This is a genomic window from Acidovorax sp. 106, assembly GCF_003663825.1.
Taxonomy (GTDB): Bacteria; Pseudomonadota; Gammaproteobacteria; order Burkholderiales; family Burkholderiaceae_C; genus Acidovorax.
This window is the reverse complement of the sequence record NZ_RCCC01000001.1, coordinates 2791367-2818233: the sequence shown is the minus strand read 5'-3', so window position 1 is coordinate 2818233 and position 26867 is coordinate 2791367. Positions and strand designations below refer to the sequence as shown.

25 protein-coding genes are annotated in these 26867 nt (G+C 63.0%); 11 read left to right on the top strand and 14 right to left on the bottom strand.

The features are described 5' to 3' along the window. Positions 1-8: 8 nt before the first annotated feature. The 3 genes from C8C98_RS12545 to C8C98_RS12535 are packed head-to-tail and all read right to left on the bottom strand — an operon-like array spanning position 9 to position 996. On the bottom strand, positions 9-374 hold the full coding sequence (locus tag C8C98_RS12545; protein WP_044398821.1) for a PleD family two-component system response regulator: 366 nt from the start codon (positions 372-374) through the stop codon (positions 9-11). After that, positions 374-772 carry a PleD family two-component system response regulator gene (locus C8C98_RS12540; protein ID WP_044398823.1) on the bottom strand — a complete coding sequence of 133 codons (399 nt, stop codon included), beginning with the start codon at positions 770-772 and terminating at the stop codon, positions 374-376. The genes C8C98_RS12545 and C8C98_RS12540 overlap by 1 nt, the downstream gene beginning before the upstream one ends. 50 nt (positions 773-822) lie before the next feature. Continuing rightward, on the bottom strand, positions 823-996 hold the full coding sequence (locus tag C8C98_RS12535) for a rubredoxin (protein ID WP_099658085.1): 174 nt from the start codon (positions 994-996) through the stop codon (positions 823-825). Positions 997-1090: 94 nt separating this feature from the next. On the opposite strand from C8C98_RS12535, the gene C8C98_RS12530 reads away from it, so the two are divergent. The 3 genes from C8C98_RS12530 (at position 1091) to C8C98_RS12520 (ending at position 5228) form a co-directional block, all read left to right on the top strand. Continuing rightward, positions 1091-2047 carry a bifunctional hydroxymethylpyrimidine kinase/phosphomethylpyrimidine kinase gene (locus C8C98_RS12530; RefSeq protein ID WP_121454556.1) on the top strand — a complete coding sequence of 319 codons (957 nt, stop codon included), beginning with the start codon at positions 1091-1093 and terminating at the stop codon, positions 2045-2047. Then, positions 2031-3335: a glutamate-1-semialdehyde 2,1-aminomutase gene (gene hemL, locus C8C98_RS12525; RefSeq protein ID WP_121454555.1), complete on the top strand. Its 1305-nt coding sequence runs from the start codon at positions 2031-2033 to the stop codon at positions 3333-3335. Before C8C98_RS12530 ends, hemL begins: the two co-directional genes overlap by 17 nt. Positions 3336-3482: 147 nt before the next feature. Further along, positions 3483-5228: an alkaline phosphatase gene (locus tag C8C98_RS12520; RefSeq protein WP_121454554.1), complete on the top strand. Its 1746-nt coding sequence runs from the start codon at positions 3483-3485 to the stop codon at positions 5226-5228. A 57-nt stretch (positions 5229-5285) separates the two neighbouring features. Here C8C98_RS12520 and C8C98_RS12515 read toward each other — a convergent pair whose 3' ends face one another. Beyond that, positions 5286-6065, bottom strand: a complete 780-nt coding sequence (locus tag C8C98_RS12515) for an IclR family transcriptional regulator C-terminal domain-containing protein (RefSeq protein WP_121454553.1) — start codon at positions 6063-6065, stop codon at positions 5286-5288. A gap of 239 nt (positions 6066-6304) precedes the next feature. Here C8C98_RS12515 and pobA point away from each other — a divergent pair, with 239 nt between their 5' ends. Both pobA and C8C98_RS21570 read left to right on the top strand, forming a co-directional pair. Then, the gene (gene pobA, locus C8C98_RS12510; protein WP_121454552.1) at positions 6305-7489 is read left to right on the top strand and encodes a 4-hydroxybenzoate 3-monooxygenase; all 1185 of its coding nucleotides are present in this window, start codon (positions 6305-6307) and stop codon (positions 7487-7489) included. Between the two features lie 315 nt (positions 7490-7804). Further along, complete coding sequence (locus C8C98_RS21570; RefSeq protein WP_147436366.1) at positions 7805-8329, top strand: hypothetical protein; 525 nt, start codon at positions 7805-7807, stop codon at positions 8327-8329. A 181-nt stretch (positions 8330-8510) separates the two neighbouring features. Here the strand turns inward: C8C98_RS21570 and C8C98_RS12505 are convergent, their stop codons facing one another. From C8C98_RS12505 to dusB, 4 genes are all read right to left on the bottom strand, one after another. Next, positions 8511-9047, bottom strand: a complete 537-nt coding sequence (locus tag C8C98_RS12505) for a c-type cytochrome (RefSeq protein ID WP_121454551.1) — start codon at positions 9045-9047, stop codon at positions 8511-8513. Positions 9048-9095: 48 nt separating this feature from the next. Continuing rightward, positions 9096-10703: a bifunctional phosphoribosylaminoimidazolecarboxamide formyltransferase/IMP cyclohydrolase gene (gene purH / locus C8C98_RS12500; RefSeq protein WP_199726590.1), complete on the bottom strand. Its 1608-nt coding sequence runs from the start codon at positions 10701-10703 to the stop codon at positions 9096-9098. Between the two features lie 106 nt (positions 10704-10809). Further along, the gene (locus C8C98_RS12495; protein ID WP_099658077.1) at positions 10810-11043 is read right to left on the bottom strand and encodes a Fis family transcriptional regulator; all 234 of its coding nucleotides are present in this window, start codon (positions 11041-11043) and stop codon (positions 10810-10812) included. Beyond that, positions 11040-12086: a tRNA dihydrouridine synthase DusB gene (dusB, locus tag C8C98_RS12490; protein WP_121454550.1), complete on the bottom strand. Its 1047-nt coding sequence runs from the start codon at positions 12084-12086 to the stop codon at positions 11040-11042. Before dusB ends, C8C98_RS12495 begins: the two co-directional genes overlap by 4 nt. 165 nt (positions 12087-12251) lie before the next feature. Here dusB and C8C98_RS12485 point away from each other — a divergent pair, with 165 nt between their 5' ends. Next, positions 12252-12734 carry a YqaA family protein gene (locus C8C98_RS12485; RefSeq protein ID WP_121454549.1) on the top strand — a complete coding sequence of 161 codons (483 nt, stop codon included), beginning with the start codon at positions 12252-12254 and terminating at the stop codon, positions 12732-12734. A gap of 340 nt (positions 12735-13074) precedes the next feature. Here the strand turns inward: C8C98_RS12485 and ychF are convergent, their stop codons facing one another. Continuing rightward, positions 13075-14169, bottom strand: coding sequence for a redox-regulated ATPase YchF (gene ychF / locus C8C98_RS12475; protein ID WP_121454548.1), 1095 nt, complete (start codon positions 14167-14169; stop codon positions 13075-13077). 217 nt (positions 14170-14386) lie between these two features. Continuing rightward, positions 14387-15616 carry a phosphoglycerate dehydrogenase gene (serA, locus tag C8C98_RS12470; protein ID WP_121454547.1) on the bottom strand — a complete coding sequence of 410 codons (1230 nt, stop codon included), beginning with the start codon at positions 15614-15616 and terminating at the stop codon, positions 14387-14389. Between the two features lie 269 nt (positions 15617-15885). Here serA and ugpB point away from each other — a divergent pair, with 269 nt between their 5' ends. From ugpB to C8C98_RS12445, 5 genes are all read left to right on the top strand, one after another. Beyond that, positions 15886-17193, top strand: coding sequence for a sn-glycerol-3-phosphate ABC transporter substrate-binding protein UgpB (gene ugpB / locus C8C98_RS12465; protein WP_121454546.1), 1308 nt, complete (start codon positions 15886-15888; stop codon positions 17191-17193). Between the two features lie 134 nt (positions 17194-17327). After that, a complete protein-coding gene (gene ugpA / locus C8C98_RS12460) occupies positions 17328-18209 on the top strand; it encodes a sn-glycerol-3-phosphate ABC transporter permease UgpA (protein ID WP_121454545.1) in 882 nt (293 codons plus the stop codon). Position 18210: 1 nt separating this feature from the next. Further along, positions 18211-19062, top strand: coding sequence for a sn-glycerol-3-phosphate ABC transporter permease UgpE (gene ugpE / locus C8C98_RS12455; protein WP_121454544.1), 852 nt, complete (start codon positions 18211-18213; stop codon positions 19060-19062). A 60-nt stretch (positions 19063-19122) separates the two neighbouring features. Beyond that, positions 19123-20127, top strand: coding sequence for a sn-glycerol-3-phosphate import ATP-binding protein UgpC (locus tag C8C98_RS12450; RefSeq protein ID WP_121454543.1), 1005 nt, complete (start codon positions 19123-19125; stop codon positions 20125-20127). Between the two features lie 18 nt (positions 20128-20145). Then, a complete protein-coding gene (locus tag C8C98_RS12445; protein WP_121454542.1) occupies positions 20146-20487 on the top strand; it encodes a VOC family protein in 342 nt (113 codons plus the stop codon). Between the two features lie 256 nt (positions 20488-20743). Here the strand turns inward: C8C98_RS12445 and C8C98_RS12440 are convergent, their stop codons facing one another. From C8C98_RS12440 to C8C98_RS12425, 4 genes are read right to left on the bottom strand one after another with little or no spacing between them, the layout of a single operon-like run. Continuing rightward, positions 20744-22156 carry an MATE family efflux transporter gene (locus C8C98_RS12440; RefSeq protein WP_199726589.1) on the bottom strand — a complete coding sequence of 471 codons (1413 nt, stop codon included), beginning with the start codon at positions 22154-22156 and terminating at the stop codon, positions 20744-20746. Continuing rightward, the gene (locus tag C8C98_RS12435) at positions 22153-23499 is read right to left on the bottom strand and encodes a lysine N(6)-hydroxylase/L-ornithine N(5)-oxygenase family protein (protein ID WP_121454540.1); all 1347 of its coding nucleotides are present in this window, start codon (positions 23497-23499) and stop codon (positions 22153-22155) included. Before C8C98_RS12435 ends, C8C98_RS12440 begins: the two co-directional genes overlap by 4 nt. Before the next feature lie 30 nt (positions 23500-23529). Next, entirely contained in the window at positions 23530-24672 is a 1143-nt protein-coding gene (locus C8C98_RS12430; protein ID WP_233574533.1) for a GNAT family N-acetyltransferase, read from the bottom strand. A 5-nt stretch (positions 24673-24677) separates the two neighbouring features. Continuing rightward, entirely contained in the window at positions 24678-26798 is a 2121-nt protein-coding gene (locus C8C98_RS12425) for a TonB-dependent siderophore receptor (protein ID WP_121454539.1), read from the bottom strand. Between the last annotated feature and the right edge of the window lie 69 nt (positions 26799-26867).

The window sequence follows — 26867 nt, the reverse complement described above, 5'->3', positions numbered from 1 at the left end:
CCGCTGCCTCAGTTCAGCGCGTCAATTTTGGACTGCAGCTCAGCCGGGTCCACCGGCTTGGTGATGTAGCCACGGGCACCTTGGCGCATCCCCCAGACGCGGTCTGTTTCCTGGTTTTTGCTGGTGCACATGATGATGGGCACATCGGCATACAGCGGGTCGCGGCTGATGGCACGGGTCAGCTGAAAGCCGTTTTGACCGGGCATGACAACGTCCATCAAGATCAGGTCTGGCTTCTCTTCAGCCAGACGACGAAAAGCTTCTTCGGCGTTTTCTGCCGTGCGCACTTGCATGCCTTTTTTCTGCAGCAGGTCTGTCAAAAACATCAACTCGGTCTTCGAGTCGTCGACGACCAGCACTTTCTGGATGGGCATTACATCGCTCCTAGTTGGGAATTACCAAATTGCTGCACAGCCTGCAGCAACTGGTCTTTGGTAAAGGGTTTGGTGAGGTATTCCTGGCAGCCGACCATGCGGCCACGGGCCTTGTCGAACACGCCATCTTTGGAGGAAAGCATCACCACCGGGGTGTCTGCAAAACGGGCATTGCGCTTGATGATCGCGCAAGTTTGATACCCGTCTAACTTCGGCATGAGGATGTCACAGAAAATCAGCTGAGGCTGATAGTCATTCACCTTGGCCAAAGCATCGAAGCCGTCGTCAGCCAACAAGACTTCGTGCCCCCCCTGCTTGAGAAAAATCTCGGCGCTTCGACGGATGGTGTTGCTGTCATCCACCACGAGCACCTTGAAAGATGCGCCTGTTGTAGTCAATTGTTACTGCTCCCGATGGAAAAAATAAACACCGCAGCAGGAGCCGCGCTTCAAATCTGCACCATCTCAAAATCTTCTTTGCGGGCTCCGCATTCTGGACAAGTCCAGTTCATGGGGACCTGGTCCCAAGGCGTGTTGGGTGCGATGCCATGTTCGGGCGAACCAGCCGCCTCGTCATAGATCCAACCACAGATCAAACACATCCACGTCTTAGAGTCGATCACAGCTTAATGGGCCTTCACATAGAATGCAACGATTGTATCTAGTCATCTCTGCGGGCTGCTGCTTCTATGCCACCATTGATGCAGGAACTGGATCATGACAACTCACACCCCCCTCCCCCCCGCGCCCGATGACCTGGACAGTGACGACGCATCGGACGAATCCAGCCCGGCTTGCATTTTGGTCTTCAATGCCAGCGACCCCAGCGGCGCAGGCGGCCTGACGGGCGACATTGCCACCATTTCTTCCGTGGGCGGTCACGCCATCGCCGTGGTCACGGGCGCTTACGCACGTGACACCGCGCAGATCTTCGAGCACTTCTGCTTGGAAGACGAGGCCGTGGCCGAGCAGGCCCGAGCCGTGCTGGAAGACCTGCCCGTGCAGGCCATCAAGGTCGGTTTTGTGGGCAGCCCCGAGAACATCAGCGCCATTGCCGAGATCACCACCGACTACGACGAGGTGCCCGTCATCGCCTACATGCCCAACCTATCGTGGTGGCGTGAAGAGCTGATCGACGAGTACCTGGACGCCTTTCGCGAACTGCTGTTACCGCAAACTTCAGTGTTGGTTGGAAACCACAGCACGCTGTGGCGCTGGCTGTTGCCTGACTGGAGCAGCGACCGCAGCCCCACCGCCCGCGACATTGCCCGGGCCGCTTCCGAGATGGGCGTGCCCTACACCCTGGTCACCGGCATTCCGCTGCCCGAGCAGTTTGTCGAGAACGTTCTCGCGTCCCCCCAGACGGTGTTGGGCAGCGGCAAGTTCGAGCTGTTCGACGCCACCTTCTCGGGCGCGGGCGACACATTGTCGGCAGCGCTCACGGCGCTAGTGGGCAGCGGCAACGACCTGGGCGAGGCCACCAGCGAAGCCCTGAACTACCTGGACCGCTGCCTGGACGCCGGCTTTCGACCCGGCATGGGCCACATCATTCCCGACCGCATGTTCTGGGCCCAGCCCGATGACGACGAGTCAGAAGACAGCGAAGCAGATTCCCTTGACGAAACACAAGCCATCGAAGGCTTTGTAATGCCCCCCCATGACACCAAGCACTGATCTCAATATTCCTCTGTTTGAACGCGCCAAGGCGCTGATCCCCGGCGGCGTGAACTCTCCCGTGCGGGCCTTCAAGGCCGTGGGCGGCACGCCACGTTTCGTCAAACGTGCGCAAGGCGCTTACTTCTGGGACGCCAACGACCAGCGCTTTATCGACTACATCGGCTCCTGGGGCCCCATGATCCTGGGCCACGGCCACCCCGCCGTGCTCGAAGCCGTGCAAAAGGCGGCGCTCGAAGGCTTCAGCTTCGGCGCCCCCACCGAGCGCGAAGTGGAGCTGGCCGAAGAAATCCTGGGCCTGGTGCCATCGATGGAGATGATCCGCCTCGTCAGCTCGGGCACCGAAGCGGGCATGAGTGCCATTCGCCTCGCACGCGGCGCCACGGGTCGCAGCAAGTTCATCAAGTTCGAGGGCTGCTACCACGGCCATGCCGACTCGCTGCTGGTCAAGGCCGGCTCGGGCCTGGCCACCTTTGGCAACGCCACCAGCGCGGGCGTGCCGCCTGAAGTGGTGCAGCACACCCTGGTGCTCGAATACAACAACGTCGCCCAGCTCGAAGAAGCCTTTGCCCTGCACGGCAAAGAATTGGCCTGCGTGATGATCGAGCCTATCGCGGGCAACATGAACTTTGTGCGCGCCAGCGTGCCCTTCATGCAGCGCTGCCGCGAGCTGTGCACCGAACACGGCGCGCTGCTGGTGCTCGATGAAGTGATGACCGGCTTGCGCGTGGCCCTGGGCAGCGCGCAAAGCGTGTATGCCAAGAGCATCCCCGGCTTCAAGCCGGACATCACCGTGCTGGGCAAGGTCATTGGCGGCGGCATGCCGCTGGCGGCCTTCGGCGGCCCACGCGCCATCATGGAACACCTGGCCCCGCTGGGCGGCGTGTACCAGGCAGGCACCTTGTCGGGCAACCCGGTGGCCACGGCCTGCGGGCTGACCACGCTGCGCGAGATCAAGAAGCCCGGCTTCTTCGATGCACTGTCGGCCTCCACCCGCTCGCTGGTCGATGGGCTGGCCCAGGCCGCCAAGGAAGAAGGCGTGCCCTTCAGCGCCGACTGCGAAGGCGGCATGTTCGGCTTCTTCCTGCTGCCCGAGCTGCCCCAGAACTACCCTGCCGTGCTCAAGACCGACAGCGCCCGCTTCAACCAGCTGTTCCACGGGCTGCTGGATCGCGGCGTGTACATCGCCCCCGCACTGTACGAGGCGGGCTTTGTCAGCGGCGCCCACACGGCCGACGACATCGCCGCCACCGTGGCAGCCGCGCGCGAAGTGTTCAAAACACTATAAAAAGAATAGCTGCTAGCGCTTATTTGGTAAGCGCTAGAGCCCCATTTTCTTTCAACCTGTAGCAGAGACGACAGCACCTCTGCCCGGTTCACACCATCGTCATGCGGCGCAGGCAGTCTCGGGGGCTTTACCCCACCGGCCTGCGCCATGACCGACAAACTCCTCTCATCCCCCCACCCCATCCGCGACGCCGCTGAAGCCCACCCCAGCCGCCGCCACTTTGTGCGCCAGATGGGCCTGGCCGCCGCCGCCCTGGGCACCCTGCCCCTGGCCGCCTGCGGTGGCAGCGACGATGTACCCGCTGTGCAGTTTGCCCACGGCATTGCCAGTGGCGACCCGCTGGCAGACCGCGTGATGCTGTGGACGCGCGTGACGCCGCCCACAGGCCACACCAGCGACATCCCCGTCGATTGGGAAGTCGCCACCGACAGCACCTTCACCACCCTCGTAGCGCAGGGCCAGACCACGGCACTCGCCAGCAAGGACTTCACCGTCAAGGTCGATGCCACCGGCTTGAAGGCCGCCACTGCGTACCACTTCCGCTTCAAGGCCTATGCAGCCACATCCACCACCGGCCGCACCCGCACCCTGCCCACGGGCAGCGTGGCGCAGGTCAAGCTGGCGGTGTTCTCGTGCGCCAACTACCCCGCGGGCTACTTCAACGTGTACGCCGACGCGGCCAAGCGCAACGACCTGGACGCCACGGTGCACCTGGGCGACTACATCTACGAATACGGCCAGGGGGGCTACGCCTCGGCCAACGCCAGCGCCATGGGCCGCCTGTCCGCACCCGCCAATGAAATCGTGAGCCTGGCCGACTATCGCCAGCGCCACGCCCAGTACAAGACCGATGCCGACCTGCAGGCCCTGCACGCCGCTGCCCCCATGATTGCCGTGTGGGACGACCACGAAGTCACCAACGACACCTGGCGCGACGGGGCCGAGAACCACCAAAGCGCCACCGAAGGCAGCTTCAGCGTTCGCAAAGCCGCCGCCATGCAGGCCTACCACGAGTGGATGCCCACCCGCAACGCGCAGCCTGAGCTGATCTACCGCAGCTTTGCCTTTGGCAACCTGGTGGCCCTGCACATGCTCGACACGCGCGTGATCGCCCGCGACGAGCAACTGAGCTACAGCAAGTTCTTCACCGCCAGCGGCTTCGATGCGGCAGGCTTTACGGCAGCGGTGGGCAACCCCAGCCGCCAGCTGATGGGCACCACCCAAACGCAATGGCTGCAGCAGCAAATGGCCGCATCCACCGCCACCTGGCAGGTGCTGGGCCAGCAGGTGCTGATGGGGCGCATGAACATCCCTGCGCCCATCCTCATGGAAACCCTGCAGCCCGGCGCAGGCGTGAGCGTCAGCCAGTACGCCGCCCTGGTGGCGCGTGCGCAGAGCAACCCCAGCAGCCTCACGCCCGCAGAGCAGGCCATCCTGGCGCAGCCCTCCATTCCCTACAACCTGGACGCCTGGGACGGCTACCAGGCCGCACGCGAAACCGTGCTGGCCACCTCGCGCAGCCTGGGCAAAAACCTGGTGGTGCTGGCGGGCGACACGCACAACGCCTGGGCCAACGAGCTGCTGGACATGAACGGCAAGGCCGTGGGCGTGGAGTTCGCCACCTCGTCCGTCACCTCGCCCGGGTTTGAGGAATACCTGCCCAATGAAAAGCCCGCCACGCTGGCAGGCGCGCTCGAGCAGCTGATTGGCCCACTGCAATACTGCGACACCTCGCGCCGTGGCTACATGGTGGTCACCGCCACAGCCACCGAATGCCGGGCCGACTGGGTGTATGTGAGCACCATCACCAGCCGCAGCTACACAGCCAGCACGGACAAATCGCTCAAGGTGGTGGCGGGTGCAGCGGGTGTGGGCCGCATCGTCGCAGCCTGACGCCGCGCAGCCGCAGGCCGCACCACCACACCACCCAGCGTGGCCTGCGCGCAGCCTCTACAGCAACCCCCGCAGCTCGCGCGCGGCCTCCTGCAGCAGCGGCAGCATGTCGCGCTGCAGGGTTTGCCCCTGCATTTGCTGGGGTGACGCCACCACATTGAGCGCCGCCACTGTCAGCCCTTGCAGATTGCGCAGTGGCACTGCCAGGGCGTGCACACCCAGCTCATGCTCTTCCACGGCCAGGCAAAAATCGTCGCGCCGCGCCTGGGCCACCACCTTGCGCAGGGCGCCCACTTGCGTGAGGGTGTGGGGCGTGAGCCGCTGCAGCGTGCAGCCCTTGAGCCACTGCGTGAACTCCGCCGCAGGCAGCGCGGCCAGCAGCACCCGCCCAGTCGATGTGGGGTGCGCAGGCAACCGCGCCCCCAAATGCAGGCCATAGGCCATAGTGCGCGATGGCGCGCCATACACCCCGCTGCGCGCCACGATCACCACCTCATCGCTATCGAGCACCACGGCAGAGAACGACTGCTGCGTTTGCGCCGCCAGCCGGTTGAGCGTGGGCTGCAGCACGCGGGGCAACCGGGCTGACGCGAGGTAGCTGCCTGAGAAGCGCAACACCTTGGGTGCCAGCCAGAAGTAGCTACCGTCCGTCTCCAGGTAGCCCAGGTGCGCCAGCGTCAGCAGGTGCCTGCGCGCCGCCGCCCGCGTCAGCCCCGTGCGCTGCGCGGCCAGCGTGGCATTGAGCCGCTGGCGCTCGGTGTCAAAGCTCTCCAGCACCGCCATGCCTTTGGCCATGCCCTCGATGAGATCGGACTTGGCGATGGGAAAAGTGGCCATAAAACAAACTCCTGCGACGGCTCATACCACCGCGCCAGCACCCGGCAGCGCACCGCAAGGCACCGGAGTGGCGCGCAACGGGCGTCATGACGCGCGTCAATTACTGCGCGATGATCGCACACGGCGCGCAATCATCGCACGCTATCCAGCCCAGCCACTGGTCGCAGCGCCCCTTGGCGCCTACGCTCAACCCCGTTGTTTTCAACGATCTTTCACCACCTACAACGAGGTACAGAGACATGCGAACCCAAGTTGCCATCATCGGTGCAGGCCCTGCGGGCTTGCTGCTCGGCCAATTGCTGCACAAGTCCGGCATCGACGCCGTCATCATCGAGCAGCGCAGCCCCGCCTACGTGCTCAGCCGCATCCGCGCCGGGGTGCTGGAGCAAGTGGCCATGGACCTGCTGGACCAAGCAGGCGTGAGCGCCCGCGCCCATGCCGAAGGCCTGCCGCACGATGGCTTTGAGCTGCTGTTCAAGGGCAAGCGCCACCGCATCAACATGCACCAGTTGACGGGCGGCAGCCGCGTCACGGTCTACGGCCAGACCGAAGTGACGCAAGACCTGATGGACGCCCGCGCCGCCGCAGGGCTGACCACCGTGTACGAAGCCGCCAACGTAAAAGTGCACGACTTTGACGGAGCCACGCCGCGTGTCACTTACGAAAAAGACGGCCAGACCCACACCCTCACTTGCGACTTCATCGCAGGCTGCGACGGCTACCACGGCGTGTGCCGCGCCAGCGTGCCCGAGGACGCCATCCGCACCTACGAGCGCGTGTACCCCTTTGGTTGGCTGGGCCTGCTGGCCGATGTGAAGCCCGTGGCGCACGAGCTGATCTACGCCCACACCGACCGGGGCTTTGCGCTGTGCAGCATGCGCAGCAACACCCGCAGCCGCTACTACCTGCAAGTGCCGCTGACCGACAAGGTCGAGAACTGGAGCGACGACGCCTTCTGGGCCGAGATGCGCAACCGCCTGGACCCCGAAGCCCGCGAGAACCTGACCACCGGCCCCTCGCTCGAAAAGAGCATCGCCCCCCTGCGCAGCTTTGTGGCCGAGCCCATGCGCTTTGGCAGCCTGTTCCTTGCGGGCGACGCCGCCCACATCGTGCCCCCCACCGGCGCCAAGGGTCTGAACCTGGCCGCCAGCGACGTGGGCTATTTGTGGAATGCGCTGGCCGACTTCTACAACGACAAATCCCGCGCAGGCATCGACACCTACTCTGACCGCTGCTTGCGCCGGGTGTGGCGCGCCGAGCGCTTCTCGTGGTGGTTCACTTCGCTGATGCACCACTTCCCAGAGACCGGCGCGTTTGGCCAGAAGATGCAGGAGGCGGAGCTGGATTACCTGGTGAATTCGGAGGCTGCTTCGCGGTCGCTGGCAGAGAACTATGTGGGGTTGCCGATGAATTTTGGTGCTTGATTCAGCGCCATTCCGCTACTAAAACCATAGCTTCTAGCGCTTTATTGATAAGCGCTGGAGGCTATTTTTATTGAAATTTCACATCAAAAACACATATAGCAAACCCAACGGCGATCAGCTATCAAAGTGCCGTACCCATTTGATGCCGGCTACTGCTTGCGAAATGGAAGATGAGTGCCCATCTATCGCACTCCCCCAAGGGGCCAAGGATTCAAAAAGAGTGTTACATCAGCCACCGACGCAAGGTTGGAGGACTTTGCCCGTGGGGTACCATTTTTCACAAGATCAATAGACCTTACTTGCGAGGAGAACCAAGTGAACGAGACTGGCTTGTCGATAAAAATCAAGATTCGCACCTTGGCCGTAGCGGCTTGTTTAGGACTTGGCTTGACGGCATTGCCCGCACACTCATGCAGTCGAACGCCAACCGCAGTCGACAGTTTTGTAGTCAAGTTAAAGCGTTACCCAACATTCGTGCAACCTGTTGGATTTGGTCAGCCAGTCATCTTTCGTGGTGTGGTTGAGTCAGTGGCCAAACTGCCGCCAAAGAGTCACGCAAAAACGGCAAAGGACGCGCGGCAATACTGGGGGATACAGTTCAAAGCCGTGCATTGGTACGGCTCCAACCAACAGGCAGAGCAAGCGACGGTGCTGACGCCAGTAGAACCGACAGAGATGGAAATATTCTGCGGAATCAGGCCTTTTGTAGCAAAGGCTGGTGAAGAGTGGTTGGTTTTTGCTTACCGCGAAAAAGACGGCAAATTTTCACCTGATACAGACGTGAGTTTGCGAATCCAAAATGGGCAAATCCCACCCGAAATCTTGCGTCAACTGCCGTGAGTGGTGGGTGGAACAGAGTCTCTCGCTCAGCCGATCCACAGCGTTGATCCTGCGAAAGGTGCGTGATTGATGACAAAAGTTTGGGTGCTTCTGTCATGCGCACCTAATAGCGGCGTCTCCAGCCTTCGCGTCCATCCCCCACCCCGTTAGATGTGCAACGGCCCGGGAAGTCCAGCGCGGATCACTGCTGCTGAGAGACCGACTTCCCACCCACCGCAATCGGCAACCCCAGCACCCAAAGCGCCATCGCCTGCGCCTGCACCTCACTGACCTGGGGGTGCCGAGGCATCACAGTACGCCCCCACTCACCCACACTGCCCTCGCGGATCTTCCGGGCCAGATAGGCGGCGGCGTCGGAGCGGTCTTGGTAGCGGGCCGCAATCTGGCGGAAGGATGGGCCGACGTAGCGGCGGTCCATGCCGTGGCAGCGCAAACAATCGCTGGCTTCCACCAAGGCTTGCCCGGCCAGTGAGGTGGTTTTGGGGGCTACTGCGGCCCCTGAAGCCCCGGCTGCAGGAGCGGTAGGGGCTGCAGGGTTTGCAGAGGCCGGTGGCTGCGGTGCTACGTGCCCCGGTGCTTCGGTCTGCGGGGGCTTGGCCGTGAGCACCATGCGCACGCCCAGGTTGAGCATGCCCAAGGTGATCAGCAGCCCGAAGGCGATCAGCGCCCACCCCAGCCAGCGGGGCCGGGGCGGTGGGGTGTCATCGTCTGGCTGCATGGTCTGCGCCTTGAGCGATGTGGGGCAGATGGCCGATCAATGACGGAATCAATGGCGGAAGTGGCGCACGCCGCTGAACACCATGGCCACGCCGCGTTCGTTGGCGGCGTCGATCACTTCCTGGTCGCGCATGGAGCCACCGGGCTGGATGACGCAGGTGGCGCCTGCATCCACCACCACGTCGAGGCCGTCGCGGAAGGGGAAGAAGGCATCGCTGGCCACCACAGTGCCTTGCAGCGACAGCTTGGCGTGTTCAGCCTTGATGCTGGCGATGCGGGCCGAGTCGAGGCGGCTCATCTGGCCGGCGCCCACGCCCATGGTCATGCCGTTCTTGCAGAAGACGATGGCGTTGCTCTTGACGTACTTGGCCACCTTCCAGGCGAACAGCAGGTCCGACATTTCTTCCAGCGACGGCTGCTTGTGCGTCACCACCTTCAGGTCGATGAGCGACAGCTCGTGGTTGTCGGCCGATTGCAGCAGCAGGCCCGAGCCGATGCGCTTGGTGTCCATGGCGTTGCGGCCACGGCTCCAGTGGGTGGTGCCGCCGTGCGCGGGCAGCGCGATCTTGAGCAGGCGCACATTGGCCTTGGCCTTGAAGATTTCCAGCGCTTCGGGGGTGAAGTCTGGGGCCATCAGCACTTCTACAAACTGCTTGCTGACTTGGGCGGCTGCGGCACCGTCCACGGCACGGTTGAAGGCAATGATGCCGCCGAAGGCGCTGGTGGGGTCGGTCTGGAAGGCTTTGCTGTAGCTGTCCAGCGCGTCCAGGCCCACGGCCACGCCGCAGGGGTTGGCGTGCTTGACGATGACGCAGGCAGCGGCGTCAAAGCTCTTGACGCATTCCCACGCGGCATCGGCGTCGGCGATGTTGTTGTAGCTGAGTTCTTTGCCCTGCAGCTGCACGCCGGTGACCAGCGAGCCGGGTGCGGGGTGCAGGTCACGGTACAGCGCGGCTTGCTGGTGGCTGTTTTCGCCATAGCGCAGGTCTTGCACCTTGATGAAAGCACCGTTGCTTTGGCCAGGGAACTGGCTGCGCTCGGGCACATAGGTTTCCGACAGCTTGGCTTCGTCGAAGGTGACGGAGGAGAGGTAGTCGCTGATGGCGCCGTCGTACTGGGCGATGCGGTTGAACGCGGCCACCGACAGGGCAAAGCGCAGTTTGTCGCTCAGCTTGCCGTTGGCTTTGAGTTCGGCCAGCACGGCGTCGTACTGGTCGGCGGCGGTGATCACGCCCACGTCGGCCCAGTTTTTGGCGGCGCTGCGCACCATGGCGGGGCCGCCAATGTCGATGTTCTCGATGGCGTCTGCCAGTGTGCAACCTGCCTTGGCCACGGTGGCTTCAAAGGGGTAGAGGTTGACCACCAGCAGGTCGATGGTGTCGATGCCGTGTTCCTTCAGAGCCGCCATGTGGGCAGGCAGCTCGCGGCGGGCCAGCAGGCCGCCGTGGACCTTGGGGTGCAGCGTCTTCACGCGGCCATCCAGCATTTCGGGGAACTGGGTGACTTCGGCCACCTCGGTCACGGGCAGGCCTTCTTTGGCCAGCAGTTGCGCAGTGCCGCCGGTGGACAGCAGCTTGATGCCCAGCGCGTGCAGGGCTTTGGCAAAGTCAACGATGCCGGTCTTGTCGGATACGGAAAGGAGTGCGTTCATGGCCATGGTGGAGGTAAAGTTTGAAATGAAATCGGGCTCTAGCGCTTATCTAATAAGCGCTGGCAGCTATATTTTCTATAGCAACCAGCCCTGAGGGCACCTGCGGTGCGGCTCAGAGCAGTTTGTGCTCCACCAGCTTCTTGCGCAAGGTGTTGCGGTTCAGGCCCAGCCATTCGGCCGCGCGGGACTGGTTGTTTTCGGCGTGGCTCATCACCACCTCCAGCAGCGGCTTTTCGACCACGCGCACCAGCATGTCGTACATGCCGTCGGGCGTTTCACCGCCCAGGTCGCGGAAGTAGCCCTGGAGGCTTTCACGGACGCACTCTTCTATGTGTTGTTTGCTCATGCAGGCAATCCCTCTTGTTCTTCTGCGTCGATCAGCGCCGCCGTGGCGGCGGGCATGCGGTCCATCTGGGTGCCCAGGGCTTCCAGAAAATCGGCCACCGCCTGCCACTGCGTGGCGCTGTCTTCTAGTGTGTTGATGTGCTGCCTGAAGGCTTCGCCGCCCGGCAGGGCGCGCAGGTACCACGCAATGTGCTTGCGGGCGCTGCGCACGCCGGTCAGCTCGCCATACAGGCTGTAATGGTCGTGCAAATGGTCTAGCAGCAGGCGGCGCACCTCGGCCACCAGGGGTGGCGCCAGGTGCTCACCTGTGTCCAGAAAGTGGGCGATCTCGCGGAAGATCCAGGGCCGCCCCTGGGCGGCGCGGCCGATCATGATGGCGTCGGCACCGGTGTAGGCCAGCACATCGCGCGCCTTTTCGGGCGAGGTGATGTCGCCGTTGGCCACCACGGGCACCTTCACCGCCGCTTTGACGGCGGCGATGGTGTCGTACTCGGCCTGGCCTTTGTAGCCCTGCTCGCGCGTGCGGCCGTGCACCGTCAGCATCTGGATGCCAATGGATTCGAACTGACGCGCCAGAGAGACAGCGTTTTTGTGCTGCTGGCACCAGCCGGTGCGCATCTTCAGCGTGACAGGCACGTTGAACGGCGCACACGCTTCGACCACCGCCTGCGCGATGGACACGGCCAGCGCCTCGTCCTGCATCAGGGCGGAGCCCGCCCACTTGTTGCATACCTTCTTGGCCGGGCAGCCCATGTTGATGTCGATGATTTGCGCGCCGCGCTCTACGTTGTAGACCGCCGCCTCGGCCATCATCTGCGCCTCGGTACCGGCAATTTGCACGGCAATGGGGCCCGGCTCTCCTTCGTGGTTGGCCCGGCGCGAGGTCTTGAGGCTGTTCCACAAGTCCTTGCGCGAGGTCACCATTTCACTCACTGCATACCCAGCCCCCAGCGCCTTGCACAGTTGGCGAAAAGGCCGGTCCGTCACGCCCGCCATGGGGGCGACGAACAGGCGATTCGCCAAAGGAAACTGGCCGATGTGCATAGGGTGTGCGGGAGGGGTTGGCAGCGAATGCTGAAAAAGGAGGCAGGATTGTACCTGCTCAAAATTTCAGCAAATGAAAAACGCAACAGAATATTTCACGGGGCCTCGGATGGCCACCCACCTCCCATCGGACGCCACCGCAGCAGCCCCCTACACTCCCAGCCTATGGAAATATGGATGCACCAGTTGCTGCAATGGCTGGCCCTGCCGCAGTTTGGGCTGAGCACGGTGTTTGTGGTCTCGTTCATCTCGGCCACGTTGCTGCCGCTGGGGTCAGAGCCTGCGGTCTTCGGGCTCATCAAGCTCAACCCCGATCTGTTTTGGCCCGCCATTGCCGTGGCCACCGTAGGCAACACGCTGGGCGGCGCCGTGAGCTGGTGGATGGGCCTGGGCGCCCACAAGGCGGTGGACCGGGCCCGTGGCAGCGCCACCGAGGTGCACGCCCTGAACTGGCTGCGCCGCTTTGGCCCCCGCGCCTGCCTGCTGAGCTGGCTGCCCGGCGTGGGCGACCCGTTGTGCGCCGTGGCAGGCTGGCTTCAACTGCCCTTTTGGCCCTGCCTGGCGTACATGGCGGTGGGCAAGTTCCTGCGCTACCTGGTGATGACCAGCGTGCTGCTGTACTTCATGCCGGGGCAGGTGGGGTTGTAGGGGCTATCGAGGCGTGAGGGCTGGCCTGGGCGCACCGCACCGCATCGCACCGCATCGCATCGCATCGCATCGCATCGCATCGCCAATTCGCTATCGATTCAATAGCTGCCAGCGCTTATTCTGCAGGCGCTAGAGGCCATTTTTACCTCAAACCTACGCTCTGCCATCGCCAGAAAAGACGACATACCCCTGCGGGCACCATCAGGCCATGATGGTGTGAAACGCGCCTGCACACACCCAAGCCAGCCACCACAAGCACAAAGCCCCGCATCAGCGGGGCTTTGTGCTTGGCGGGGTTCAAACGCCGGTCAGCAGAGGCGCTTAACGCACCTTGCAGCGCTTACACGTTGAACAAGAAATTCAACACGTCGCCATCCTTGACCACGTATTCCTTGCCTTCGGCGCGCATCTTGCCCGCATCCTTGGCGCCTTGCTCGCCCTTGAACTGGATGAAGTCTTCAAACGCGATGGTCTGGGCGCGGATGAAGCCGCGCTCGAAGTCGCCGTGGATCACACCCGCCGCTTGCGGAGCGGTGTCACCCACGCGGATGGTCCAGGCGCGCACTTCCTTCACGCCAGCGGTGAAGTAGGTTTGCAGGCCCAGCAGCTTGAAGCCAGCGCGGATCAGGCGGTTCAGGCCGGGTTCGTCCTGGCCCATTTCGGCCAGGAACATGTCGCGGTCTTCATCGCTCATTTCCGACATTTCGGATTCCATCTTGGCGCAGATGGCGACCACGGGGGCGTTCTGGGCGGCGGCGTATTCCTTGAGTCGGTCGAGCAGCGGGTTGTTCTCAAAGCCGTCTTCGCTCACGTTGCCCACAAACATGGCGGGCTTGGCGGTGATCAGGCAAAACGGCTTGAGCAGCGGTGCGTCTTCCTTGCTTACGGGCACGGTGCGGGCGGGCTTGCCTTGGTCCAGCGCTGCCTGAATGGGCGTGAGCAGCGCAACGATCTTGGCGGCTTCCTTGTCGTTGCCCGACTTGGCGGCCTTGCTGTAGCGGTTCAGCGCCTTTTCCACGGTGGACAGGTCGGCCAGGCACAACTCGGTCTGGATGACTTCGATGTCGGCAATCGGGTCCACGCGGCCTGCGACGTGGATCACGTTGTCGTCTTCAAAGCAGCGCACCACGTTGACGATGGCGTCGGTTTCGCGGATGTGGGCCAGGAACTGGTTGCCCAGGCCTTCGCCCTTGCTGGCGCCCGCCACCAGGCCGGCAATGTCCACAAACTCCACGATGGCGGGGACGATGCGCTCGGGGGTGATGATCTGGGCCAGTTGCTGCAGGCGCGGGTCGGGCACTTCCACCACGCCGGTGTTGGGCTCGATGGTGCAGAACGGGTAGTTCTCGGCGGCGATGCCGGCCTTGGTCAGCGCGTTGAAGAGGGTGGACTTGCCCACATTGGGCAGGCCCACGATGCCGCATTTGAGGCTCATGGAAATTCCTTGTGTATCACCCCTCTTTGCGCGCCACAGGCCTTATGGAGGCTGGGCCGCAAATCCAGGCCAACGCCAGACGGGCGGCGGCCTTGAAGGGGCTGGGGAGAAGACACCGCCACGCAAAGCTGGACGATTCCAGTCATTTGCAGCGACAGCGCCTTGGGGTGGCGCGGATTTTAACCTTGGGCCACCGTGGCCCCCGCCCGGGGCAGGCTTAGAACAGCACCCGGCTGCGCAAGGTGCCCGCCACGCCCGCCAGCTTGTCCAGCGCCAGCGGGGACGAGGCCGCGTCGATGTCGATCACCACATAGCCAATCTTTTCGTTGGTCTGCAGGTACTGGGCGGCGATGTTGATGTGGTTGTCCGAGAAGATGCGATTGATCTCGGAGAGCACGCCCGGCACGTTGCGGTGGATGTGCAGCAGGCGGTGCTTGCCAGGGTGGGCGGGCAGCGCCACCTCGGGGAAGTTGACCGATGAGGTGCTGGTGCCGTTGTCGCTGTACTTCACCAGCTTTTCTGCCACCTCGGTGCCGATGTTGGCCTGCGCCTCCATGGTGGAGCCGCCGATGTGGGGGGTGAGGATCACGTTGTCCAGCCCGCGCAGGGGCGACTGGAACTCGTCCTTGTTGGTGCGCGGCTCGACCGGAAACACGTCGATGGCCGCGCCCAGCAGCTGCTTGGCTTTCAGCGCTTCGGCCAGGGCGTCAATATCGACCACCGTGCCGCGCGCGGCGTTGATGAGGATGCCGCCGGGCTTCATGGCGGCGATTTCAGCCGCGCCGATCATGCCTTCGGTCGAGGGCAGCTCGGGCACATGCAGGCTGACGATGTCGCTTTGCGCCAGCAGGTCGTGCAGCTTGTGCACCTGGCGCGCATTGCCCAGGGGCAGCTTGCTCACCACGTCAAAGAAGGCCACCTGCATGCCCAAGGCCTCGGCCAGCACCGACAGCTGCGTGCCGATGGAGCCATAGCCCACGATGCCCAGCGTCTTGCCGCGAATCTCGTAAGCGTTGTCGGCCGACTTGAGCCAGCCGCCCCGGTGGGCCACGGCGCTTTTCTCAGGCACGCCGCGCAGCAGCAAGATGGCTTCGGCCAGCACCAGCTCGGCCACGGAGCGGGTGTTGGAGTACGGCGCGTTGAACACCGCGATGCCACGCTCGCGCGCGGCATTCAGGTCGACCTGGTTGGTGCCAATGCAAAAGCAGCCCACGGCCACCAGCTTGTGCGCCTGCGCAAACACGGCTTCGGTGAGCTGCGTGCGCGAACGGATGCCGAGGAAGTGCACGTCAGCGATCTTGCGCTGGAGTTCATCGTCCGGCAGTGCGCCAGACACGGTTTCGATCTGGGTGTAGCCAGCGGCGCGAAGGATTTCTACGGCAGAGCTGTGGATGCCCTCGAGCAACAAAAATTTGATCTTGCTTTTGTCCAGCGAATTGGTGGTCATGAAAATCCCTGTGGAGTGAAATGGGTGGCTGGGGCAGCGCGCACTGGCTGGTCGACAAGCATGGTGCAATGCACAAAACCTTGCAAGTCCGGGCAAATCCATCTCAAGACAGTCACACAAGCGTCACAATTGGACACACCGCCAGGGCCGCAACGGGTTTTCACCGTTGTGAGTGCCCAGGCAACCATGGGACAACGACACATTTTTGACACACTGCGCGCCTAGCATCGGCCGCTCTGCGCCCAAAGCCATCCTTGGAGATCAAATTTATGCAACTGAAGAAACTGGCCCTGACGGCCGCCATCGCCGTGGGTGCGTGCATTCCTGCACATGCCCAGACGGAAATCCAGTGGTGGCATTCGATGAATGCGGCCTTGGGTGACTGGGTGAACGACTTGGCCAAGCAATACAACGCCAGCCAGACCCAATACAAGATCGTGCCCACTTACAAAGGCACGTATGACGAATCGATGACAGCCGGTATTGCTGCCTTCCGCGCAGGCAATGCACCGCACATCATCCAGGTGTTTGAAGTGGGCACCGCCACCATGATGGCCAGCAAGGGCGCCATCGTGCCTGCAGGCAAGGTGCTGACCGACGGTGGCTTCAAGTTCGAACCTACCGAGTACGTGTCTGCCGTGGCCGGCTACTACACCGCCCCCAACGGCCAGATGCTGAGCTACCCGCTCAACAGCTCCACCACCATCTTCTATTACAACAAGGACGCCTTCAAAAAGGCAGGCCTGGACGCCAACAAGCCGCCCAAGACCTGGCCCGAAGTGTTTGAAGCCGCCTCCAAGCTCAAGGCCAGCGGCCACAGCTGCCCGTTCACCACCAGCTGGATCAGCTGGACGCAGCTCGAGAGCTTCTCGCTGTGGCACAACACGCTGTTCGCCAGCAAGAACAACGGCTTTGACGGCACAGACGCCCAACTGCAGATCAACACCCCGCTGCACGTGCGCCACTTTGAGAACCTGGCCAAGGCCTCCAAGGAAGGCAGCTTTGTGTACAAGGGCCGTGGCAACACCGCCGATGCGTCGTTCCCGTCGGGCGAGTGCGCCATGATCACCGGCTCGTCGGGCCTGTACGCCCGCGTGGCCAAGGAAGCCAAGTTTGCCTACGGCATCTCGGCCCTGCCCTACTACCCCGATGTGAAGGGTGCCCCGCAGAACACCGCCATTGGCGGCGCCAGCCTGTGGATCATGGCTGGCAAGAAGTCTGAAGAGTACAAAGGCGTGGCCAGCTTCTTGAACTTCTTGAACGACACCAAGGTGCAAGCCGCCAGCCACCAGCGCACCGGCTACCTGCCTGTGACCACGGCGGCCTACAAGCTGACCGAGGCCTCGGGCTTCTATGAAAAGAACCCCGGCACCGACGTGGCCGTGACGCAGATGATCAAGAAGGCCACCGACAAGTCGCGCGGCATTCGCTTGGGCAACTTTGTCCAGATCCGCGCCATCATCGACGAGGAAACCGAGCAAATCTGGTCGGGCAAGAAGTCGCCCAAGGAAGCTTTGGACAACGCCGTGACCCGTGGCAACGAGCAACTGGCGCGCTTTGCCCGCGCCAACCGCTAAGCGTTAGCGCTACCCCCTTGATGGGGCGAAGGAGCTAGGCCCGCGCCTGAATCCCTTGCCTTCATCGTTGGCCCGCACCCCCGCAAACCCCGGTTTGCAAGGGCTGCGGGCTGTTTTGTTCAGACGGATACCCTATGGAAAAACGCGTTTTATTTCGCTCCGCATGGCTGCCGTGGGTGCTTTTGCTCCCCCAGTTGGCCGTGATCAGCATCTTTTTCTTCTGGCCGGCGGGCCAGGCCCTGGTGCAGTCGTTCCAGATGCAGGATGCCTTTGGCATGTCCAACGAATGGGTGGGCCTGGACAACTTCCGCACCCTGTTTGAAGACCCTGGCTACCTCGCCTCGTTCAAGACAACGGCCTTCTTCTCCATCGCGGTGGCGGTGTCGGGCATCAGCATCTCGCTGTTGCTGGCCATCTTTGCCGACCGCATCGTGCGCGGCGCGCTGGTGTACAAAACCGCGCTGCTGCTGCCTTACGCTGTGGCCCCTGCGGTGGCTGGCGTGCTGTGGATGTTCATGTTCTCGCCCTCGCTGGGGGTGGTGGCGTATTTGCTGCGCAAGTCCGGACTGGACTGGAACCACTTGCTCAACTCCGACCATGCGATGACGCTGATCGTGATTGCGGCCGTGTGGAAACAGATCTCCTACAACTTCCTGTTCTTCCTGGCAGGGCTGCAGTCCATCCCCAAATCGCTGATCGAAGCGGCGGCCATTGACGGTGCAGGCCCTTGGCGCCGGTTCTGGAGCATCCAGTTTCCGCTGCTGTCGCCCACCACGTTCTTCCTGTTGGTGATCAACGTGGTGTACGCCTTCTTCGACACCTTCGCCATCGTGGACTCCACCACGCAGGGCGGCCCTGGACAGGACACCTCGATCCTGGTCTACAAGGTCTATCACGATGGCTTCAAGGCCATGGACATGGGCGGATCGGCGGCGCAATCGGTGGTGCTGATGGCCATCGTGGTCGTACTGACAGTCATCCAGTTCCGCTACGTTGAAAAGAAAGTGCAGTATTGAAATGGTTGAACGCAGTCCTTTCTTAAAGGCGTTCTCGCACCTGATCATGGTGCTGGGCGTCATCATCGTGGGCTTCCCGCTGTACCTGGCGTTTGTGGCGTCTACCCACACCGCGCAGGACATCGTGCAGGTGCCCATGCCCCTGCTGCCCGGCGGCAATTTCTGGGAGACCTACAAAACCGCCCTGTTCGGCGGCGGCACGGGCCCTGGCTCCAGCGCCCCGGTGGCGCACATGATGTGGGTGAGCTTCGTCACCGCCATGGTCATCACCGTGGGCAAGATCGCCATCTCGCTGCTGTCGGCCTTCGCCATCGTGTACTTCCGCTTCCCCTTCAAGGGCATCTGCTTTTGGCTCATCTTCATCACGCTGATGCTGCCCGTGGAAGTGCGCATTGGCCCCACCTACCAGGTGGTGTCCAACCTGGGCATGCTCAACACCTATGCGGGCCTGACGGTGCCGCTCATTGCATCGGCCACAGCCACCTTCCTGTTCCGCCAGTTTTTCCTGACGGTGCCGGACGAGCTGGTGGAGGCCGCGCGCATCGACGGTGCAGGCCCGCTGCGTTTCTTCAAAGACATCCTGGTGCCGCTGTCGCGCACGTCCATCGCGGCGCTGTTCGTGATCCAGTTTATCTATGGCTGGAACCAGTACCTGTGGCCGCTGCTCGTGACCACCTCAGAAGACATGTACCCCGTGGTGATCGGCATCAAACGCATGATTGCGGGCGGCGACACCGGCAACGAATGGAACGTGGTGATGGCCACGGCCCTGTTGGCCATGCTGCCCCCCGCCCTGGTGGTGGTGTTCATGCAGCGCTGGTTCGTCAAGGGCCTGGTCGATACAGAAAAATAAACAAAATCTGCCTCCAGCGCTTACCAATCAAGCGCTAGCAGCTATCAATTTAAGAGCAAAATGGCATCCATCTCTCTTCGCAATATCGTCAAACGCTACGGCCACGGCCCCAAGGCCAACCAGGTCATCCATGGCGTGAACGCTGAAATCAAGCACGGCGAATTCGTCGTCATCGTCGGCCCCTCAGGCTGCGGCAAGTCCACCCTGCTGCGCATGGTGGCCGGGCTGGAAGAAATCTCGGGCGGCGAGCTGCACATTGGCGATCGCATCGTGAACGACCTGGAACCCGCCCAGCGCGACATCGCCATGGTGTTCCAGAACTATGCGCTGTACCCGCACATGACGAACTACGAGAACATGGCCTACGGCCTGAAGATCGCCAAAGTGCCCAAGGATGAAATCAAGGCGCGTGTGGACAAGGCCGCCAAGATTTTGGAGCTATCGCACCTGCTCGAGCGCAAGCCGCGCGAGCTCTCGGGCGGCCAGCGCCAGCGCGTGGCCATGGGCCGTGCCATCGTGCGCCAGCCACAGGTGTTCTTGTTTGACGAGCCCCTGTCCAACCTGGACGCCAAGCTGCGCGCGCAAACCCGCCTGGAGATCCAGAAGCTGCACCGCGAGCTGGGCATCACCAGCCTGTTCGTCACCCACGACCAGGTCGAGGCCATGACCTTGGCGCAGCGCATGATCGTGATGAACGCAGGCAACATGGAACAGTTCGGCACGCCCGAAGAGGTCTATCACACGCCTGCGTCCACCTTTGTGGCCAGCTTCATCGGCTCGCCGCCGATGAACCTGCTCAAGCACGCGCCGAACAGCAAGCCCGGCACCATCCTGGGCATCCGCCCCGAGCACATGGACATTGGCAAGGACGGCTGGGAAGTGCGCGTGGACACCATCGAGCTGCTGGGCGCCGAGCGCCTGGTGTACGCCTCCATGGGCGAAGACAACATGATCGTGCGCATTGACGAGGGCCGCCCCTCGCCCAAGCCCGGCGACACCATCCGCGTGGCCCCGCGCGAAGACCGCCTGCACTGGTTCAACGCCGAAACCGGCAAACGCATCTAAGCCCGCGCACGGCCCACCATGGCAGGCATCCTCGCCACCGTGCCGGTGCTGGCATCGCTGAACTTGGCAGAGTCCCGGCAGTTCTACATCGAGCTGCTGGGCTTTGACTGCCTGCATGCGTCAGCCGACTACCTGATGCTGGCGCGGGGCGGCTGTGAGTTGCACCTGTGGCGCTGCACCGAACGCCACATCGCCGAAAACACCTCGTGCTACGTGCGGTGCGACACCGCCGCACTGCACGCCGACTTTGCGCAGCGCGGCCTGCAGGTAGCGCCCCCGCAGCTGCGCGACTGGGGCATGCGCGAGTTCTACGTCATCGACCCCCACGGTAACCTGCTCAAGTTTGGCGAATCTGCCTGAACGGATCGCACTGGCCTGAGCCCCTGCCCACAGCCCCTTCCTTTGCCAGATGCAGGCGATCACCGCCCCTCCTGGCCCTCCCCCCGCTGGACTGCCCACCGTGGCATTGGCAAACTGGCTCGGCGAAGAGACCTTGATCTTGCGGACCTAAGAAAGCGTCCCCACCCCACACCCCGGCGACATGCAGCAGGTTCATCCCCGCCTAGATCGTGTGCACGCTTTTGATACGGCCGCCGGCCTGCGGCGATAACCGCCATCAAGACACGGGGGGCTGCACCTGCGCCGCATCACGCAACTGCATACGCAGCAGCACGGCAGCCAAGGCGGCGCTGGCCACAGCGGCTACGCCCAGGCTGGCATAGACCCCTGCCAAGCCCCACACGGCAGGCAGCACCAGCAAGCAGGGCACCAGCATGTACCCCTGCGGTGCCAGGGCCAGCCATGCTGCCTGGCGAGCCCGCCCGGCAGCCTGCAGCGACACGACCGCCACCATGTACAAACCAAAGGTGGCAAAGCAGGCATGGACGATTCGACACGCCACTACGGCCTGCGCCTGCACGGCCGGGTCGTCCGTGAACCAAGTCACCACCGACGGGGCCAGCACGATCATGCCCAGCGCATACAGCACGGCAAAGCCTCCGGCGATCCACAACATGAGCCACACGGCGCGCGCATAGCGCTGCGATTGCCCAGCCCCCCAGGCAAAGCCCAGCAAGGCCTGCGCGCCCAAGCAAAAACCCACCAAAGGCAGCACCCCGCCAGCCTGCAAGCGCAAGGCAATGGCCACTGCGGCCACCGCAGTCTCGCCAAAGGCGCTGGCACTGCGATACACCAGCGCATACGCCAGGGCTGCCAAACCCGTGGCAGCCGCCGCACCCGCCCCCACAGAGGCCACGCTGCGCAGGGCCTCTGCGTCCCAGCGCATCTGGCTGGGTGCCACCCGCAGACGCCCCCACCGCCGATAAAAATACACCCCATACGCCGCCAGGGCCGCCAGGCAAGACACCGACGTAGCGTACGCTGCCCCGACCACACCGCCGTCCAGATAGAAGATAAAGATCGGGTCCAGGATCACATTCAAAGCAAACGAGCCAATCAGCGTCCACATGCTAAAGCGCGCATTCCCCTCTGCAATCGCCACAAAGTCACACAACATTTGCAACAGCATGAATGGCACCGTCCAGACAAACACCGTGGCATAAGCCACTGCCGCATCCATGTCCTGCGGTTGCGCCCCCATCCATTGCAGCAACGGCGCGAGGAATGGGGCCACCAGCAACGCCAGCACCCCACCCAGGGCAGCCACCAGCAATACCATGGTCGAGGCGATGCCACTGGCACGATCGGCCTGTTCGGCCCCCAGGTAACGGGCGATGGCGCTGGCAGCCCCCACACCAAACCCCTCGCCCACGGCGGAAAACACCATCACCAGCGGAAAGCACAAGGCCACAGCCGCCAGCGCATGGGTGCCCAGCTGTCCCACAAAAAATGCGTTGACAAGCTGATGCCCGGCATTGGCCGACAGCCCGATCACCGAAGGAATGGCCAACGACCAGATCAGACGCTGAAGTTGGGGTGACTGCATGTCCGGCAGCCGCCCCCTCAACCACTGCGCCAAAGCGCCAGACGGCGGGGCATCGGATGACGGCGCCAAGCTCTGCGCACTCACAGTGCCACCTCTTCATCGGCCTGCGCGCGGCGCGTTGCCGTCGTGGACAGGAGCGAAGCCAGCGACCGGGCAATTTCCCCAGCACGCACCGCCATCACCGACAGCAGGGTGTCCGACAGCCCGTGGGTGGATTCCGAGAAGCCCTGCGCAAAAATGGGCGCTCGCACATGGGCAGGCAGTTGCAGGCGATAGTCACGCCCCACTTGCCAGCTACCGCGCACAGCCTCAGGCAGTGAGGCGAGCAGGGACTGACTGGCATCGCGCTGGTACCCTGTAGCGAGAACCACGGCCTGATAAGGGCGAGAGGATGCGCCGTTCACCGAAGGCTGCCCATGCCCACCCGCCACGGTTTGCAAGTCCAAATACACCCCGTCACTGGCCCCATGCACTGCCTGCACTGCGTAGCCTGGCAAAACACGGTACTGGTCAATGCCACTGACGCGCTGCGCGTATTGCATGGCACTGATGCGCTCAATCAAGTCGCGGTCCACCACTGCATAGTTCGTGTTGCGAAACTCGGCCAGCAAATTCGCCCGCACCGCAGCCGGCTGGGCGTGGAAGAAGTTCACGTAGTCCGGCGCAAAGATGTGATTGATGGACGGCGCATCTTCTGCGGGCTTGAGCGCATTGCCCCGGAAGATCAGGTCGATCTGAGCATGTGGATAGCGCTGCGAAAGGTCCAGGAACACCTCCGCTGCGCTTTGCCCGCCCCCCACCACGGCCACCCGATCTGGTGGGCATTGCGACCATCCCTGCATCTGAAGCTGCTCCAGATAACGCCCGGTGTGAAACACCCGCGGATCGCTCAGCGCATGGAAGGGTGCTGGAATGTAAGGAGCGCCCCCGGGCGCAATCACCAGCGACCGGCAGCGTCGCATGTGTTCACGCCCGTGCGCGTCGTGCGAATGCACCTGCAAGGCCACCACTTCACCGCGCTCGTATTCCGGGGTCACCTGCGAGACGGTTTCCCCATACCGACAGTCCGCACTGAAATGCCCAGCCACCCAGCGCAGATAGTCATTGAACTCAATGCGGCTGGGAAACAGCGTCTTTTGATCAATGAAGGCTTCCAGGCGATCGCTCTGGCGCAAGTAGTTCACAAAAGAATAGACGCTGGTGGGATTGCGCAGCGACACCAGATCCTTGAGAAAGGCGATCTGCATATCAGTGCCGGGCAACAGCATGTGCCCATGCCAGGCAAACTGCTTTTGCTTTTCCACAAAACAGCGCGACCACTGCGGCCCGCCCGAGGCCGCCAGCTCGTCCATTGCAATCGCCAAAGAAATATTGGAAGGGCCAAAGCCCACGCCCATCACGTCATACGTTGGTACAGGTGCCAGCATGTTGCAGTCTTTCTTCAGAGTTCAAGGGATTCAGGACGTTTGCGCTGTGGATGCTGGCGACTGAGCGCCGGATGCCGGGCGCCATAGTCGGTTAGCGAAATACTTCTCTCGCAGCAGCATCACCAACGTGGCCCGCTTGTGTGCAAAGTCAAAGTCTTTGATCGACGCAAACCCAGAGCGCTCAAGGTTGCGCACCTGGCGCACATGGCTGGCCGCAGGCTCGCCCACGATGCGCTGCGTGCGGGGCTCGTCCAGAAACAGGTAGTGCATCAACGACGGCAGCCAGGCACTGATCCATGCTCCGCCGGAATACGCCAGCTCCCCCACCAGCACATGCCAGCCCCGGTCATAGTCGTTCGCGTCGTAGTAGGGCCCCAGCCGGTTCTCTTTGGCCCAATAGATTTCCATATACCCAAAGGGCTGGCGGTCAAATTCGGCAATCAGCGGCACCATGTGGGGATCGTCCAGGCGTGCTTGCAGGTAGTTGCGGTGGTACGCCAGGTCTCCCTCTTCCTGAAAGAACGGGGCCACATGCGGCGCATTCATCCAGCGGTGCAAGCGCTCCAGGTCTTGCTCCACATTGGCCACCCGAAAGGCCACCGACTGCCCCAGCCAGGGAATGAATCGCTCGTACACATAGCCACCCACTTTGGCGAGCCGCAAGGGATGCCAGTTCGCGCCTGTGCGGACGTGATGCTGCGGGTAAGGGAATGCGGCTCGCTGCGTGGGCAGCCACAAATCGGGCAACTGCCAGAGCATGCTGACTTGCGCAAACCACTGCGCACCTTGCGCCCTCACAATGCCCCGCTGTTGCAACCAGGGCAGCTGCGCATGCCAATCGTCGGCCAGAAGCTCCAGCTGCACCAGATCAGGATGGGCCAAGCAAAGGGCCTCCAATGCAGCCAGTAGCGGCGCCACCGCAGCGCTCTGCTCTGTGTCCACCCCGCCGCCGTCCCACTTCGCCAACACCTGCAGCCGGGCCTGTTGCGCTTCGTGCGCAGACATGTGCACTTGCATGCGCAGCACCTCGACGCCATCGCGCAAAACACGCAAAACGCTTAACTCGCGCTCGTGGTCCGGTTCGCAGGGATACTGCACTTGCAGGGGCTGCATGCCCAGGGTAGCGGTGGAATAGCGCAAGAATGGAGTCGAATGGGTTGTCGGGTTTTTCATGTGCATCACCATTGATAACGGGTTGTCAGCAACACTTGACGGCGGGCGCCGTAGTTGCACGAACCATCGCTGGAGCAGTTGCCCAGATAGGCCTTGTCCGTGAGGTTGTTGAGGTTCAGGGCCACATCCCACCCCCCTTGCCGATACCCCACCAGCGCGTCCAGCAAAGTCACGCCCGGCGTCACCACCGTGTTGGCGTCATCGCCAAAGCTGCTTCCCACGCGACGCACCCCCATGCCTGCGCGCCAACCGGCACCCAAAGTGCGCTCAAGCCATGCCGATGCGGTGTCACGCGCCACCAGGGCCGGGCGATTGCCGACGTTGCCATCGTTATTGCGGGTAATGCGCGCATTCAGATGCGTGTAAGCCCCGCGCACATGCCAGACGCGCGCCAGCACGGTGTCGGCCTCCAGCTCCAGCCCCCGCACCTGCACTTCGCCGCGCTGAATCTGCCCCCCGGTCGCCAGGTGGTCTGGGTCGGCCGTCAGCACATTGCGTTTGGTCAGATCAAACAATGCCGCTGTCACCCAGGTCTGCTGGCCAGCGGGGGCCCATTTCACGCCCACCTCTGACTGGCGGCCGCGCTCTGGCACAAAGTTTTGCCCCAACGCGGTCTGCCCGACCACGGGCTTGAACGAAGTAGCCACGCTGGCGTAGGGCGTCCACCCCTGCAGGCCCAGCCAGCTCAATCCCACACGCCCCGAGGTGGCGCCATCCTCCTGGCGGGTACTGATCGAGGCCAGTCGGTCGTTTACCAGGTTGGTGCCGCGGTCGTGGCGCGCGCCCAGCGTCAGCAGGTAGCGAGAGTCCCACTTGATCTGGTCCTGCACATACAAGCCCGTCTGCGTGAGGGTGCTGCGCGCATCTTCATACACCGGCGCCGCGCTCAACGACTGGCCATACACGGGCGCGATCACATCCAGCGAAGGGGCCGTGCCGTACGACTTCTGCCCATCAAGCCGCACCCGGGTGTAATCCAGGCCCACCAGCAAGGTGTTTTCCGCCTGGCCCCAGCGCGCGGCCCATTCCAGGTTCTGGTCTGCCGTGAGTACCGTGGCCTTTTGCTGCACGGCAAAGTCTGCGCGGTCAATGGTGCGCAGGTCATCGCGCAAGCCTGTCATGTACAGGCTGCGGTAGTCCACCTTGGAGGTCGCGTACCGAACCGCCTGCCGGGCACGCAGCGCATCACTAAAGCGCTTGTCCAAGAGGTAGCCCACGCTGCGCTGCTCGGAGTCAAAATGGTCTACGCCCGGCTCGCCCGTGTAACGGTTGCTCGGTATGCGCCCATAGGGCCCGGGCTGCGAGGTCCCCACAGCGGGCAGGTACATGTTCGGGGGTACGCTGTCGTTTTGCAGGTAGGCCAGCAAAGTCAAAGACATGCTCGCATCGGGCTTCCAGGTCAGCGCAGGTGCCACATACAGACGGTTGTCCTTGGTGTAGTCCACCTGGCCCCGGGCCTCGCGCCCCACCACGGTCAAGCGGTAGCTCCAGTCCCCTTGCTCGTCGATGGCCCCTCCTACATCGGCAGTGATTTGCTTGCGCCCCTTGGTGCCCACGGTCACCCCCACCTCGCGGATGGGCTGCGTGCTGGGCCGCTTGCTTTGGGCATTGACCAGCCCACCCACTTCGGTCTGCCCGTAAAGCACCGAGCTGGGCCCGCGCAATATTTCGAGTCGCTCCAGTCCATAGGGCTCCTGGTTGAACCCCGTGAATCCCTGGGTGGGCAAGGACAGCCCATCACGAAATATCCCCGAAGAGCCCACATCAAAGCCACGAATGGTGAACTGGTCAAAGCGGGGGTCTACCCCCCACTGCTCGGCCCGCACACCGGCGGAATAGCGCAATGCCTGAGGCACACTCTGGGCCTGCTGGGCCTCCAGCGATTCCCGCGTGAGCACCGTGATGGACTGAGGCACCTCCTGCAACGGGGTGTCAGATTTGGTTCCCACACTGCTGCGGGGAGCCGCCGTGGTCGGCGGGCTGTCACCTTGAACAGTCATCTCCGGCAAGGTGGTCTGGCCGTGCGCCTGCAGAGCCCCCAGACCCAGCCCCAATGCGGCCAAGGCCCCCGCCAAACGCGATAGGGGAAAGCGGAATGGGCCATCGACCCAGTACATGGGATGCATGAAAAATACTCCTCGGTTTTAAAAATGGAAGACGCACCTGCCTCGGTGCACGCGCCGCTGCAACGCGCG